The following is a 14,526-nucleotide window of genomic DNA, read 5'->3' on the forward strand; positions in this document are numbered from 1 at the left end:
GACTACTTGCCTTCCGGGGCGGGGGTGGGCGTGGCGGGTGCGGTGAGGGGGTGCTCGGCGAGGTAGGCGGCGTAGTCGCCGTATTCGCCGGCGTGGAGGCGGGCGGTGAAGTCCGCGTGGGCGCGGGTCATCTCGGCCTCACGGTTCGGCTTTACCCAGCCCTCGGGGATGGCGGGGGTGGGGTCGCCAGCGCGGGCGGCTTTGGCCCAGGCCTTGACGAAGGCGGTCTCCTCCGGGGTCTGGCGGATGCCCACGTTGTGCGTCGCCGCGCCGATCTTGTGACCGTCGGGGGCGAAGAACATCTCCCACTCGTACTTACGGAGCACGGCGAACTGGGAGCGGTACATCGCGCAGAGCTGCTCGGCGGTGAGGCCGAGCATGACAGCTACGAGTGCGTCGATCTCGACAAGGGCCATGCGACGGTCGTACTCCGTGCGGAGCGGCGTTGCCATCGACCAGTCCTGTTCAACAGCCTGGAGCGCCGGGCGGGGGGAGTCGGGGGCAGTCCAGCGGTCGCTAAGCCAGGCGCGTGTGAAGAGTTCTTCCCAAAGAGGGGCATAGTCGCGGGTCAGGCAGTTCAGACGCAGGGTGCGTAGGAGAAGTGCTGACACCAAAAGATGCCCCAATGGCAGCGGATAATTACTAATCAAGTTATCGTTCAGATTCGACTTACATGAGGCCTTAGTCAAGTAATCAATCGGAAGACTGGCAAATACCCCCGAGAGGATCGCAGTCTCTCGTTCCGAAGGCAGCGCGATGGTATTGATGGAGTGAATGTGTGTAAATCCGGTCGCAATAAGCGCAGCCTCAAGCGTGCGCTCAGTTCCGGTATCAACAAAACCGCGCCACGCGACTCGCCAATAATCCTCCTGAGGTCGACCACCCCAGCGCTTTAGCCCTCCCTCCACACCGGATTCCTGCTTGACGAATTGATAATTAGTCCTAGGGATCACAACCGAGGAGAGGAGCTCCAGATCAAATGTCGACCAATCATTCTTGCTCTTACAATTCTCATTCGGCTGCTTAGCGAACGGATTTCCCACGGTAATGTGAGGGCTTTGAAGAATCACCCGCCTTGAATGCTCATTCTCGCGAGTTTTCCACTCGATATCCCCGGAGGCCTTGGCCCCTTTCTCATGCCATCCATCAGAGTGATAGTAGAGCCGAGCGGACAACCTTTCTGGATAATTTGACAAGATTGCGAGCGCATTAAGCTCTTCGGCCGAAATAGGCCTAATTAGCTTGGCTTCGAGAGCGGGCGTTCCTGGTGCATCCAAGATTTGCACAAACACCTGCAAGAGAGGCTCGTCAACACAAATAACTCTTTGTCGGTGCGGTCGCATATCCGGGGCACCGGAGCCAAATTTCACACCAGGGACCTCTCCAGTGCCGTCATGCTTCAAAGATAGTTCAAGTGTGTCTACGCTCAGCAGGTTGGTGACAAGCTGAAACTTCGCCTTACCCTGCTCTGGCCCATAGCATGAGATGCAGAAAGTTTGGCTCGGACTATCAACACCGTCAAACCACTTGTTAGCAAATAGGAATCCAGCATGCAGACGCAGACGCTTATACGCCGCTTCCCTCAGCTTTCCCCCAGACTTGTCACTCATGTGACTCTCGGGATGCAGCAGGGCGGCGCGCCCATTCGGGCCGAGGGATCGCCAAACTCTTTCCATGAAGTTCATGTAGAGATTGGTCTGCATGCCTGACAGAGATGGGTGATCAATATCGGAACCCAGGTAGCTTCCCATTCCAGCCGATGAGCTCAAGTCGGACAAATATCCGCGGAATGCTGCCACGTCTTCCAGTGCCGCACTACGGCGTTCGTTCCTCACCGTCTCCTGAGCCTTGTCGGTGAGCCCAAACCAAGGGTCGTATTCTGCAAGTGCGAGGGCATCATCCCAAGTCGGCCTGTGCCATGGCGGGTTTCCTACCTGGAGGTCAAAGCCACCCATCCTGAAAATATGTGCGAACTCGAGCTCCCAGTGGAAAAATCCCTCACGCCGAGAGATCGCGTCCACCTCGCTTAGCCATAGGAATCGAGCTGTAACCAGCGGCAAGTCCACGCACTGGCTCATCACACGGTCGAACTCATCGTCGATCGCCAGCTTCTCGAACTCGCCGGTGTCGGCGAACAAGCCGAACTCGTCCTCCAGACCCGCCGCGCCACCACCAATCTTTCCGGACGGCCTTGCCTTCGCCTTGGCAGCTGGGACACCCAATACCGCCTCGCAGAAGGACAGCCACTCCTCCAAAGTGGGCGGCGTCGGTGTGTCTGGCTGGCCGACCGGCCAGAACCACATGGCACACCAGGCATCCATGACCAGCTTCAGTCGACCTCGCGGCGAACCCGGCTCGTTGAGAGCACTCTCGATCTGCTCGCGGGTCACGTCTCCCGAAGCCTTGGGCAGCGGCTTGTCGGGAGCGACATCCCAGACGTCGATCTGACGCCGCACTTCTCGCTCACTCACGATCAGGCGGCGCTTCGTCAGCTCCCACAGGCGTTCGACTCGCGTCGCCAGTGCCAGCAGCCGCTTCCCCTGGGCCACCGACGGCGTCGCCGTGACCGCCGTACGCCACTTCGCCAAGGCGTCGCGCTCGTCTTTGACCAGCTCCTTCGCCTGCTTGGCGTCGGCGACCGCGCCCCAGCCCTTGGCCGGCAACAGGAAGTGGTGGATTTCCTCACCCGCCCGGAACTGGCCCTCCTCAGCTCCTGCCCGCAGCGGGCGGTCCGTCGGGACCGTCGTCAGCCAGGCCTTCTTCTTCAGGGCCTCCGACGCGTACACCGCCCGCCGAGCACCGATCAGCGAGTTGCCGCGCCGCAGGTGCAGGCCGAACCAAGGGGCCTTCAGGCCCTCGTGCATCGAGTTGAGCCAGAGCGAGACCTCTGCCAGCTCCACGGCCGTGGAATTGAGGTCGACGCCGTAGCAGTTGTGCAGGGCGAGGTACGCCTTGACCTTCTGGAGTTCCGCCTCGTACCGGTCCGGCGGCAGCTGCTCGCCGCCGAGCTCGGCCATCCGCCGCCGCAGGTACTCCGCCGCGAGCTGGTTGATGGCCTCGTTGAGGAACGCACCCGAGCCGAGGGCTGGCTCGCACACCGTCAAATCGAGGATGGCCCGCGCGGGTGTCGTCTTCCCGTCCTGGTCCAGGAGCTCCGCCAGCGCGTGCTTGACCGTGCTCCGGGTCAGGACTTCCGGCGTGTAGTACGACGCCGAACGCTGCCGCTCCCGTCCGGACAGGCGGTATACGAACGTGCCCTTCTTGTGCAGGACCCGCTTCTTGGCGCCCGTCAGCTCGTCCGTCCGCTTGACGAAGACGTCCTCGTCGTAGTTGTCCGCGTCCTTCAGCGGTACGACCCACGTGCCGCTCAGCCCATCCGAGTCCGGCTTGGCGACCTCGTACAGGTCGTCCCAGGCGAAGAAGCCGGTGTAGGACATCAGCCCTTCGTACACCGCGCCCAGCTGGTTGATGCCGAGCTGTGCGTACGAGATGAAGCCCTTGCCGGTGCCGCCGCCGGCCTTGCCGCGTCCGCTGCGGCGGCCCTGGGTGAGCATCAACAGGTTGAGGACGCGCCACAGCACCTTGTTCCGCAGCCGTGTGTCGATCCGCTGTCCGTCGATCGACACCGTGCCGATCAGCGGGGTCGCGTCGGCCTTGAACAGGTCGCTGCGCAGCGCCTCGAAGCGCAGGCCGTCGGCGTCGAGGACGGTGACGTTGTCGTCGGAGGGCTTCTTCTCCGTGCCCAACGGACGGTGGCCCTGGTCGACCAGGCGGAACAGCAAGTCCAGGGACTCGGCGAAGTGGGTGCCGTCCTGGGCTTCCTCCGGGAGGTCGTAGGAGACCAGTTCGCCGAGCCGCGCGAGGCCGTAACCGTCCTGGTAGGCCTCGTCCTTGCTGGGCAGGATGCCGAGTTCGGGGCGAGCCTCCGCGTAGAGCAGGAACAGGATCCGGTAGAGGTAGCGCAGCGACTCGCGGGTGAGTCGGCTCGCGAGGTCGGAGGGATCGCCCAGTTCCGCCGGGTCCGCACCGCCGCACTTGATGCGGTCCAGGATCTCCTGGGCGATGAGCTCGACGGACTGGCGCAGGCCCTCGCGCAGTTCCTTCGACACGCCGACCGCGTGCTTGCGGCCCTTGTCGACCAGGTTGTCCAGGTAGCCGGCGACGCCGCCCTCGGTGAGCAGCGACTCGGCGCCGAAGAGCGCGGCCACCGCTTCCAGTTCCTCGCCGTCCGCGCTGAGGTTGCGGTCCAGGGCCTCGTCCACGCTCACCGCAAGGAACCGGCCCTCGTGCCAGGCCGTGCGGTCGGCGAGCAGGACCACACCACCCGCGAGCAGCAGGACGTAGCGCGGGGCGTAGCCGTCGTCGCAGCCGAAGAGGAAGGTGACGGCCTCGTGCGCACCCGTGACGCGGTCCTTGCCGTCGAGCTGGATCGGGTCGAGCAGGTGGGCGCCACCATCTTCGACATCCGCGACGACGAGTTCGCCGTCCACCTCCCAGGTGACGTCCAGGGCCACGAGTTCCACGCCGCCGGGGCCTGTGACGGCCAGCGCCACCGGTACCGACCGCTCCTTGTCGCCCTGCATGACGTCGAAGTCGCCCCGGTGCAGCCGCGTGTGGGCGGAACCCTCAGGTTCCGAAGACCCCTCGGAGTCCTCGCCCTTCGGTGCGATGTATGCCAGCGCAGCCAGCAGGCGGTCGTTGAGGTCCCGTACCTCGGGGCCGTCGACGGCGTCGTTCTCGGTGATGCGGACCTTGGCCTTGAAGTACTCGCGGCGCAGGTTCTTCACGCCCGACCGGGACGACGGCGCGCCGGCCCGGTCCGCCGCGGTCCAGCGCTTGCGCAGGTCGGTGAGGTCGCGGGCGAACAGCTCGGCCAGGTAGTGGGCGGAGATGTATTCACCGCGGTTAGTGATCGCTTCGAATGCCACGGTGTCACGCGCCCTTCTGCTGCTGAACTGCTGCGCCGCCGGAGGTGGCGGCCGGTGCGAGGACCCCGATGACCCGCACCATGGATTCGCCCTGGGTGGCCAGCTGCTCGATGAGCTGCTCGACCTCCACCGCGGTCTTCTGCACGCGGCTCTCCGCGTGCTGCCGCCGGATGCCGGTGAAGCTGAGCTGTTCGAGGGCCGAGAAGCTCTCCCTCTTCCAGGCTTCCAGTCGCTTCTCGTACTCCACGAGCTGTTCGATCAGCGGGGTCTCCTGCTCGGCACGCAGCTCCGCCAGGTGTTCGCGGGTCGCCCGTACCGCCGCCGGGACCAGCGCCTGCAAGGCGTCCTTGTCCCCGGTGAAGGGACGGTTGAGCATCCCCGGCTCGACCCCGGCCCGCCGGAGCACGCCCACCAGGTCGTCGTCGAACTTCGGTGTGCCGCTCTCCAGGCCCGTCACGCAGGTCCAGGCCAGCACCGTCGGGTGGCCCTTGGCGTTGGAGTACATGCCCTGGGTGAGGAACACCGGCTCGCTGACGTCCGCGGTGATGAGGGGCGCCTTGTTGCGAGTGAGCTTGACGAGGACCTTGTCCGTCAGCCACTCCACCACCGGGTGCTGGTCCGTGAGGTAGCTGACGTCGGGCCAGCCGGACGTCTCGGCGCGCTCCTGCTTGGTGAGCGCGCCCTTGCGGCGGTTTCCGCTGCGTTCGCGGGCGCGGTCCAGGCGGTCCTGGCCGAACTCCTTGTCGAAGGTGACCCGGAGCTGCTCCAGGACGCCCCGCTCGTCGAGGTACGACTTGGGCAGGACCAGCAGGCGGCGCTGGAGCTCCCGGTCTGGGGTGAAGACCATCATCTTGGGGTGGTCGTCGCTCCAGTGCTTGCCGATGCGCTGCTCCGGGTTGTCGTAGACCTCGTCCAGGGCCTCCTCGACGAAGGCGCGGGTCGACGCGAAGAGCTGCGGCACCTGGTATCCGGTGGAGTCGCTCTCGGGGGTGTGGTCGCTCAGGAAGGCCTCGAAGGGGTCCAGCGGGGCCGGCGGGACGACCGTGTCGAAGGGTTCGTCCCCCGCCAGGAGCCGCTCCACGATGGCCTTCTCCTCGGCGTCCTCGTCTCGCAGTCCGAGGATGGAGGCGGCCTCACCGAACGCGCGGTGGACCTCGTCCTCGCGCTCCAGCAAGCGCTGCGAGACAGCTCGGTCGGCCGAGGGGCGGTCGGGGTCCTCGTCGTCGGTGAGGAGCAGCAGGGCGCGGATCTCCGGGGGGTGCTGCTGGCCGTAGCGGTCGATGCGGCCATTGCGCTGCTCGATGGTGATCAGCGACCACGGGAGGTCATAGTGGATCATCTGGTGGCACTGGCGGTGCAGGTTGACGCCCTCGGCGGCGACGTCGCCAGTGAGCAGCACCCGTACGTCGCTGTCGGCGAGGCCGAAGTCCTTGACGGTGCGCTGCTGCTCGTCGTCGGAGAGGCCGCCGTGGAGCTGGCGGACGGCGCCGCCGATCTTGCCCTTGCCCGGGGTGAATCCGAGGGCCGAGGGCAGGGTGTCCTGCAGTATCTGGAGCGTGGCGCGGCGCTCGGAGAAGATCACGATCCGCTTGTCGGACTTGGGGCCGACCTTGATCTCCTCCTTGAGGACCCTCACCAGCTCCCGGAACTTGGCGGACTCCTCGATGTCGATGGCCTCGGCGAGCGTGCCGAGGCTGACCAGAGCGTCGCGCTCGGCCTGGCGCTCCTGTGCCTCCTTACTCTCGTCGATGCGGTGGATCCGGTTGGTGACCGTTTCGACGAGCGCCGAGTGGGAGGAGAGGAAGGACTTCAGCAGGGTGTACGGGAAGAGCCGCGCGCCCTTGCCGGTGACGGGGGCCGTGCGGCCGTCCTTCGGGTTGATCCACACGTCGTACAGCTCGTCGAAGACCCGCTGCTCGGCCGGGGTCGCCGTGCAGTCGAGGGCGATCGGTTCCTCGCGGGTGGCCCACTTGTGGCCGATCTCGGCGGAGACGTCGGGGGACATCTTGTGCCGCCGGATGTAGAGGTGATCGAGCTGGGTCTCGTCGTAGTCGCTGGTGTTGGGGATGGCCGTCGGGTCGAGCAGGCTCAGCAGTTCGCCGAAGGACTCCCGCTGGCCGTTGTGCGGGGTAGCGCTGGCCAGGATCAGGGCGTCGGTCTTCGGTGCGAGGAGCTGGGCGAGGCGGTTGTTCTTCGTGCCGGTGTTGATCAGCTTGTGCGACTCGTCGATGACGACGGCGTCCCAGGTGACCTGCATGAGGTGGCTGCGCCAGCGGTCGGACCGCAGGGTGTCGATCGAGATGATCGCCCGCTTGTAGTAGGAGAAGGGGTTGCGGCCGGCCGGGATGTCGTTCTTGATCCGCTCGATGCCGGCCGAGTCGAGCCGTACGACCGGGATCGCGAAGCGCGTCCACAGCTCGTGCTGGAACTGCTCCAGGATGTGCTTCGGCGTGACCACGAGGATGCGCTCACCCCGCCCGCGCCTGATCAGCTCGGACAGCAGCAGACCGACCTCAAGGGTCTTGCCGAGGCCCACCGCGTCCGCGATCAGCAGCCGGGGGCGCAGGGCGCGCAGGGCCGCCTTGGCGGGCTCGCGCTGGTAGGCGAGGTCGTCGACCAGGTGGGTGCCGACGGTGGCGAGGCGCTGCTCGGACAGGGGCAGCGGGGTCTTGCGGATCAGCGCATCGATGAACAGACGCGACTGGCGGCACTCCTGCGAGGGGTCGGGTTCGAGCTCGGTGTCCTCGGGGCGCAGCGGGGTCACCCGGTCGAGGTCGTCGTGGGCGAAGAGTACCGCCCGCTGGTCGCGGACCAGGGCGGAGATGCCGCGCACGTCCAGGCGGGTGCCGTCGTGCTCGGTCTCGGCGACCTCCACGACCAGCCAGTCCTCGTTACGGGCCCGGACCTGCATGCCGGGGGCGAACCGGGTACCGCCGGATGTGTCGCCCGGAGCGCTGCCCGGGGCGTTGTCGGCAACGGTGGCCATCGGCGGGTCTCCTTCGACTGCTGTACTGCTTGCTGCTGCGTTGTTTCGGGTGTGGTGGGTCCCGTCGGCACGGGGAGGGCTTCCGAGCGAGGGCTCAGCCGCCGTAGTCGCCGCGACGGTCCTCGATACGGCTGCGCCACCGGGCCGCCCAGCGGTCCGGCATGACCTCCGGTTCCGGTTCGGCGACCGGTGTGGTCACCACCGGCCGCGAGTGCGGCACGGCATCGGGCTCCGTCTCCGTCTCCGTCTCGGGGACGTCGTCCGCTTCGATGTCCGGCAGCGGCTCCGGAGCCGGTGCCCGTACCGGCTCCGCCTGGTGCTGGAGGACGTCCGCGAGGAAGACCTCCGGCAACGGCGGGTAGGCCTGCGCGTCCATCGGCACACCGGAGTCGAGCAGGCGGCCCATGGCCTCCTCCAGCACGCTCTGTGCCGTCGGCCGGTCCTCCACGTCGTAGGACAGGGTGCGGGTGACCAGGTCGACTAAAGCGGTCGGGAGGCCGGTCAGGTCCGGCTCCAGGTCCAGCGTCCGCTGCACGGGCATCTCCGCGTAGAAGGGGACGTGGCCGGTCGCGGCGTGCACCAGCGTCGCGCCGAGGCTGTAGACGTCGGCCGCCTCGCTGGCCCTGCGGGAGTCCTTGGCCTGCTCGGGTGCCATGTAGGCGAGGGTGCCGAGCGCCGCGCTCGCCGTGGTCAGGCCGGTGCCGCCGTTGACGTGACTGATGCCGAAGTCGATGACCCGGACCCCGTCCGCCGCGACCAGGACGTTGGCGGGCTTGAGGTCTCGGTGCAGCAGCCGTACGGAGTGGATGTGCATCAGGGCGTCCGCCAGGCCGGCGGCCAGCCACCACGCGCCGACCTCGCTGACCGCTCCGTGCTGGTCCAGCAGCTCCAGCAGCGACGGGGCGTGTATGTACTGGGTGGCGATCCACGGCGTGTCCGCGTGCGGGTCGGCGGCGACCAGGGCGGCGGTGTGGAAGCCGCCCACGCGCCGGATCGCCTCCAGCTCCAGGGCGAAGCGCCTGCGGAAGTACTCGTCCTCCGCGAGCTGCGGCCGGACGACCTTGACGGCCACGGGGCGGGTCGAGCGGTACCCCAGGTACACCACGCCCATCGCGCCCTGGCCCAGTCGGCCATCCAGCCGGAAGCCGCCGATCCGCTTGGGATCGCCCGCCCTGAGCGGCTGCAGCACCATTCCCCCCACCGTGTCCCGTCCTGAGCGGACAAGGACGAGATTATCAGCGGCTCTGTTCACCGTTCCTGCACATCCGGAGACTGATCCTTCTCTGCGGACACAGTGGTCACGGGGGACTGCAGGATGCCTTCAGGTGGACCGGGTCAGACCTCGCCACTGGGGCGCGCGGCGAAGCCGGTGAAGGTCGTCCACGCGGTGGGGGTCACGGTGAGCACGGAGCCAGTGACGCTCTTCGAGTCACGGACGTGGACTGCCCCCTGCGAGGCCGCCACTTCTACGCAGTCGCCACCCTCCGCACCGCTGTAGCTGCTCTTCGACCACTTGAGATCCTGGAGCACGGTCGGGTTCCCTCTGGCGTTCATAGCTCCCCAAGCAACTTCTCGACGTAGGCCAGCGACTCACATGGGGTGAGGGCCTGCGCACGGATAATCCCATAGCGCGCGGCAAGTGCGCGGACCTCTTCGCGATCAGTCACCAGTGTGCTACGTCCTTGCGCCTCCGTATAGCCGATCTGCTCTCCTCCCTTGCGGGTGAAGAGGGTGAACCCCCCGTCCACACCGGCGTTGTCCTCCCGGTCGAGCGGCATCACCTGCACCTCAACGTTGCGTTGCTGCCCGATGAGGAGGATCTGCTCAAGTTGTCCCCGCTGCACTGACCTTCCGCCGAGTCTCCGCAGCAGTACGGACTCCTCCATGACGAAACTGAACAGGGGAGCAGGCCACTTGCTGAAAATCTCCTGGCGGGACAGACGTGCCACAACCCGTTGTTCGATCGTGTCCCTGTTCAGCAACGGGCGACGCATGTTCAGTAGCGCCCGCATGTATTCCTCAGTTTGCAGCAGTCCCTTCACCACGTGGGTGTCGTACGTCTGCAGTTCGACCGCCTCGGCCTCCAACCGCGCCGCATCCCGGAAGAACGCCGGATACCGCGCCCGCGCGACCTCTTCCTTCATCGCCCGCAGGACGCCCCCGGCGTCCAGTACCTCGTCCGCCTTGTCGATCAGCTCCGGTTTGGGGATGCGTCGGCCGAGCTCGACCGACGTGATCTGGTCCTCGCCGTAACCGAGCCGGGACCCCAGCTCCCTCCGCGTCAGTCCGGCCCGCTCCCGCAGGAGCTTCATCTGCCGCCCGAAGCACCGCAGGAAGTTCGCCCCGTCGTCCTGTTCCACCATGCCCGCCGCCTCCGGCACCTCATCGCCCATGGTTCTGGTGCGCGGCCGTACAGGCTGAGGCCGTGCACGCAGCGCGAGGCGTCACGCTACGCGCAGTGATGAAGGGCCGGGCCCCCGAACGCCCACAAGTTCCCTCGTACGAGAACTCGCCCCTCCGTGTACGCACTTGGCAGCCACTTGTACAGCCCCAGCCAGTACAGGCGTTTCCGCTGGTCAGCCCCGCATTGCCTTCGGCAGGCTCACCGCCATGAAACCCTCGGACACCACCACCGCACAGGCGCCGGAAGTCCCGGCCGCCCCGCACGAGTTCGCCATGCAGTTCACCTCCACCCCGCGCGGTGCCCGTCTCGCCCGGCGTCTCGTCTCGCACCGGCTCGACCAGTGGGGGCACTCGTACGACTCCCCCGTCAACGAGACCCTGACCCTGATCGCGGCCGAACTCACCTCCAACGCGGTGCGGCACGGTCACGTCCCCGGCCGGGACTTCCACCTCCGGCTGACCGCGGCGCCGGAGGCACTCCGCATCGAGGTGACGGACACCCGCACCGAGCAGGTGCCGCCCTCGTCCGTCCATGAGGCGCCCGACGACGCGGAGTCGGGCCGGGGACTGCTCCTGGTGGCCCGGCTGGCCACCCGCTGGGGCACCGACCCGCGGCCCTCCGCGCCCGGCAAGACCGTCTGGGCGGAGTGCGCCCCGTAGACACCGGCTCAGCGCGCCATTCTCCGCGGATGCACGGTCTTGCGCTCCGGAGTGCTGAACTCGTCCAGCGCCCGGCGCACCTCCTGGTAGAGGTCGGTGATCCGGGACTTGGCCGCGTCCGCGCGCGCGAGATCACCTCGGTGCACGGCTTCGGTCAGTCCGTCGCCGGCCTGCTGGATGCGCTGCTGAAGGGCAGCGTTCACTCCGTTGTGCGAAGCGAAACTCAGGGCGTTCATCACCCGGAACAGGTCCGTACCGAGTCGGCGCCGGATACTCATCACCTCATCGGCGATCTTGTGTCCACGCTCGAAGTCGGCGGCCTCGCGCGCCACCCTCAGGGCGGTGCGGTGACGTCGCATCGCCTCCAGATCCTCCTGGGGCATCAGGTCGGCCACGTGCTCCGGGTAACGGTACGAGAGGGCCGAGGCCCAACGGATGTTCTGCTGACGTTCCAGCAGGACGTCCGCCTCTTCCAGAAGGGTGTCCAGGGAACGCCCGGGGGCCTCTCCCCGGACGACCTGCTCCAGCGCGGTCGCCGTCTCGGCCAGGACCGCGTTCTCCGCCTGCGTGAGCTCGTGGCGCCAGTCGGCCAGGAACGTCTGGAACCGGCCGTGTGCCTCCCGTGCCCGTCGGCGGAACTCCGGAGGCATCGGGTTGCGCCGGAAGGCGGCCGCGCTGAACGAGGCTCCGTCGAGCCGGGTCTCCACGCGGATCGAACGGTCCTGGTCGAGGTGCACGGCGATGGTGAGCACCTTCGTGCCCGCGGTTCCCTCGATCATCTCGTACAGGGCGACGCCGCAGAGGTCGTTGCGCTCGGCGGGCTGAAGGTCGCCCTCGTGCAGGGCGATCTCCAGCATGTCCCCCGGATCGGCGGTGACCTGGAAATCGTGCCGGACGGGTTGCTCCGTGGGATAGCGGGTGCCCGCCTCGATCAGGATCTCCAAGGTGCCGTCACTGGTACGGACGCCGATGTGGCGGGGCGTCACGTCGGACGGTGCCGCGACGGGCAGTTCCGCATTGCAGTGGGAGCACCAAGCAAGACCCGGGTGATTCACCAGTGCGCACTTCTGACACTTCAGACCGCCGCCGTCGCGCAGCGCGGCTCCGCACAGGTCGCACTCCAGCGCCTCGGGGTCGTTCTCCTCCGCGCATTCCCTGCAGACGACCGGGGACTGCGCCGGCCGTTCCGCCGCGAGCCCGATGAGGTCGGATGCGCAGACGGGGCAGGCCTCCGTGTCCTCGGGAGCGGGTACGTGGCACGCCGGACACTCCACCGTCGGGGCGCCCACCAGCGGGGCGGCGCACTCGGGGCACACATCGGCGTCCAACGGGCACGCCGCGCGGCATCCAGGGCACTCCAGCTCCTCGACGAGCGCCGACTGGACGGCGGCACCCAGCGCCACACACGTCATGGGATCCACGTCCGTGCGCAGCTTCTCGCGGCCGAAGACCTCCGCCAGTCGCTCCCGCACCAGCGGGATGGCACTCGAGCCGCCCACCAGGAGAACCTGGTCCATGTCCTCCGGGCGCAGCGAGGCCCCGGCCACGGTGCTCAGGACCAGCCGGACGGTCTCCTCGATCCTGTCGGAGACGAGAGCCTCGAACTCCTTGCGGTCCACGGTCTCCGAGAGGACCACGCCGGAAGCGCCGAGCGTCGGGACGATCACCTCGGTCGAGGACTCCGCCGACAGGTCGATCTTGGCGCGCTCCGCAGCCTTGCGGATCTTCGCGGCATCGCCCGGCCACGGTTCGTGTCCGGGGTGACGTGCATCGAGGAGTCCCCGGAGGCGGCCGGCCAGACTGTTGTCGAAGTCCGTACCGCCGAGCAGGTTGTCCCCGCCCACACCGAGCACGTCCATCACGCCCGGCATCAGGGTGAGGATGGAGACGTCGAAGGTGCCGCCTCCCAGGTCGTAGACGAGGACGGTTGCGATGTCCTCCTCCGTCGCGCGTCCGAGGCCGTGGGCGAGCGCCGCGGACGTGGGCTCCGACAGCACCCGGACGACGTGGAAGCCGGCCAGTCTGCCCGCTTCGCGGGTGGCGGCGATCTGCCGTTCGCCGAAGTAGGCCGGGGCCGTGATCACCGCGCGGCCGAACTCCGTACCGAGGCGGGCCTCGGCGTTCCGCTTGAGCCGCCGGAGGATGATCGCGGAGATCTGGACGGGGGTGTAGCGGTACTCTCCCAGCCGGATCAGAACGCCGCCGTCCGGCCCCTCGGTGATCTCGGGACCGCCGTCTCCCATGCGGCCGAGGGCCTGCTGCACCTTCTCGTCCTTGAACTGACGTCCCATGAGGCGCTTGACGGTGGTGATCACGCGCGTGGCGTCCCTCTCCACCCAGTTCAGCGCCTCCTGCCCGACGAGGAGCCCGTCGTCCGCGGTGAGACCCACGGCCGAGGGAGTTCCGCTGCCCTCCGGGGTGTCGGACAGCACTTCCGGTTCGCCGTCCTTGAGCCAGGCCACGACCGAGTTGGTGGTGCCGAGGTCGATTCCGAGGGTTCTGCGCACTTCGGGTTCCTGTTCTGCGAGTGGACGGTGCGGGGCGAGGACACGCGGGAGGGATCAGGAGCGGCGCCGGCTGCGGCGCCTGTGCCGCGGCAACCGGCGGGGCTGCCTGCGGGGAGCGGCCGGACCGGACCGCTTCGGCTCCCCCGCGGCCTCCTCGGGCGCTTCCGGATCGGGTCCCGGGACGGCGACCACGACCTCGGCGGTCCGCAGCACCTGCTGCCCCAGGTAGAAGCCCGCCACCCGCTCCTCCAGCACCGTGTCGGCGGGACACCTGGACGTGGGGCGTGTGCCCACGACTCTGGCGACGTCGGGCACGGCATGCCGGTGGGTGAGGTCCATCGGCCGGACATCGGCTTCCAGCAACCGGAGACGCAACAGTCTGTGTGCTGCGGAGACCTGTTCGATCAACCTCTCCGTGGTCGCGGCCGCGCGGTTCGAGTCCTGGCGGGCCGACCACCGGACGGACTCCGCCAGCGCGTCGTCGACATCGAGCAGGCCGGTGAGCAGGCGGTGGAGAGATGCCTCCGACTCGGCTCTCTGCCGGGTCAGTTCGTCCGCGTCCCGGGCACGCCGCCGCTCCAGGGCTTCACAGCGGGTACGCAACTGCGCGATCAGGCGTTCCGTGTCGGCGTCGGGCCGGGCGGAGGACGGTACGGTCAACGCTTGCTCCAGAGGAGGTGAAGGGGGCTGCCGGGAGAAGACCTCGGGTCTTCAGTCGGGCCGTACGCCCAGGCTCGCGGGATCGGGAAGCAGGGGAGAGACCTCCGCCATACGCCGACGTGCCTCGGCCGGCAGGGCGGCACCGCCCTCATCGGGCGGCAGTCGGACGGGCAGCGGCGTCAGGAGGTCCGCCTCATGACGTCCGGCGGGACGCCTGAGGGCGTTGTACGCCCGAGAAACACGGTCGCGCAGGTCACGATCGCGCGAGGTCGACTTCATCGCCCGTCGGTAGGCGGCGCGGATGTCGGCATCGGAGGCACCGACTTCCAGTCCCAGCACCTCGTACGGGGAATCACCGAACACGGTCTTGGACACTTCTCGT

Annotated in this window: 9 protein-coding genes; 1 reads left to right on the plus strand and 8 read right to left on the minus strand. The window is 67.7% G+C overall.

Annotated elements, in window-relative coordinates; translation table 11 throughout:
* Nucleotides 1–2: 2 nt before the first annotated feature.
* The 5 genes from ACGFQC_RS26855 to ACGFQC_RS26875 all read right to left on the minus strand — a co-directional run bounded on the left by ACGFQC_RS26855 (nt 3) and on the right by ACGFQC_RS26875 (nt 10,277).
* Nucleotides 3–4,928 (minus strand): type II restriction endonuclease subunit M, encoded by a 4,926-nt coding sequence (locus tag ACGFQC_RS26855; protein ID WP_363089252.1) that lies wholly within the window; start codon nt 4,926–4,928, stop codon nt 3–5.
* Between the two features lie 4 nt (nt 4,929–4,932).
* Nucleotides 4,933–7,914, minus strand: coding sequence for a DEAD/DEAH box helicase (locus tag ACGFQC_RS26860; RefSeq protein ID WP_363089253.1), 2,982 nt, complete (start codon nt 7,912–7,914; stop codon nt 4,933–4,935).
* Nucleotides 7,915–8,008: 94 nt separating this feature from the next.
* A complete protein-coding gene (locus ACGFQC_RS26865) occupies nt 8,009–9,106 on the minus strand; it encodes a serine/threonine-protein kinase (RefSeq protein WP_363089254.1) in 1,098 nt (365 codons plus the stop codon).
* A 143-nt stretch (nt 9,107–9,249) separates the two neighbouring features.
* Nucleotides 9,250–9,468, minus strand: coding sequence for a DUF397 domain-containing protein (locus tag ACGFQC_RS26870; protein ID WP_363089255.1), 219 nt, complete (start codon nt 9,466–9,468; stop codon nt 9,250–9,252).
* On the minus strand, nt 9,465–10,277 hold the full coding sequence (locus ACGFQC_RS26875; protein WP_345963826.1) for a helix-turn-helix transcriptional regulator: 813 nt from the start codon (nt 10,275–10,277) through the stop codon (nt 9,465–9,467). The genes ACGFQC_RS26870 and ACGFQC_RS26875 overlap by 4 nt, the downstream gene beginning before the upstream one ends.
* Nucleotides 10,278–10,524: 247 nt before the next feature.
* Here ACGFQC_RS26875 and ACGFQC_RS26880 point away from each other — a divergent pair, with 247 nt between their 5' ends.
* Entirely contained in the window at nt 10,525–10,977 is a 453-nt protein-coding gene (locus ACGFQC_RS26880) for an ATP-binding protein (protein ID WP_363089256.1), read from the plus strand.
* 8 nt (nt 10,978–10,985) lie between these two features.
* On the opposite strand, the gene ACGFQC_RS26885 is transcribed toward ACGFQC_RS26880, so the two are convergent.
* From ACGFQC_RS26885 to ACGFQC_RS26895, 3 genes are read right to left on the minus strand one after another with little or no spacing between them, the layout of a single operon-like run.
* A complete protein-coding gene (locus ACGFQC_RS26885; protein ID WP_363089257.1) occupies nt 10,986–13,484 on the minus strand; it encodes an Hsp70 family protein in 2,499 nt (832 codons plus the stop codon).
* Between the two features lie 54 nt (nt 13,485–13,538).
* Nucleotides 13,539–14,144: a nucleotide exchange factor GrpE gene (grpE, locus tag ACGFQC_RS26890; RefSeq protein WP_363089258.1), complete on the minus strand. Its 606-nt coding sequence runs from the start codon at nt 14,142–14,144 to the stop codon at nt 13,539–13,541.
* Nucleotides 14,145–14,195: 51 nt separating this feature from the next.
* Nucleotides 14,196–14,519 carry a hypothetical protein gene (locus tag ACGFQC_RS26895; RefSeq protein ID WP_363089259.1) on the minus strand — a complete coding sequence of 108 codons (324 nt, stop codon included), beginning with the start codon at nt 14,517–14,519 and terminating at the stop codon, nt 14,196–14,198.
* Nucleotides 14,520–14,526: the final 7 nt, after the last annotated feature.

This window comes from Streptomyces sp. NPDC048734 (assembly GCF_043198675.1).
GTDB lineage: Bacteria > Actinomycetota > Actinomycetes > Streptomycetales > Streptomycetaceae > Streptomyces.

Bases quoted from the DNA above. Each gene is read 5' to 3' on its own strand.
- ACGFQC_RS26860 (WP_363089253.1), bottom strand. From the start codon at position 7,914: ATGGCCACCGTTGCCGACAACGCCCCGGGCAGCGCTCCGGGCGACACA.
- ACGFQC_RS26865 (WP_363089254.1), bottom strand. From the start codon at position 9,106: ATGGTGCTGCAGCCGCTCAGGGCGGGCGATCCCAAGCGGATCGGCGGC.
- ACGFQC_RS26870 (WP_363089255.1), bottom strand. From the start codon at position 9,468: ATGAACGCCAGAGGGAACCCGACCGTGCTCCAGGATCTCAAGTGGTCG.
- ACGFQC_RS26875 (WP_345963826.1), bottom strand. From the start codon at position 10,277: ATGGTGGAACAGGACGACGGGGCGAACTTCCTGCGGTGCTTCGGGCGG.
- ACGFQC_RS26880 (WP_363089256.1), top strand. From the start codon at position 10,525: ATGAAACCCTCGGACACCACCACCGCACAGGCGCCGGAAGTCCCGGCC.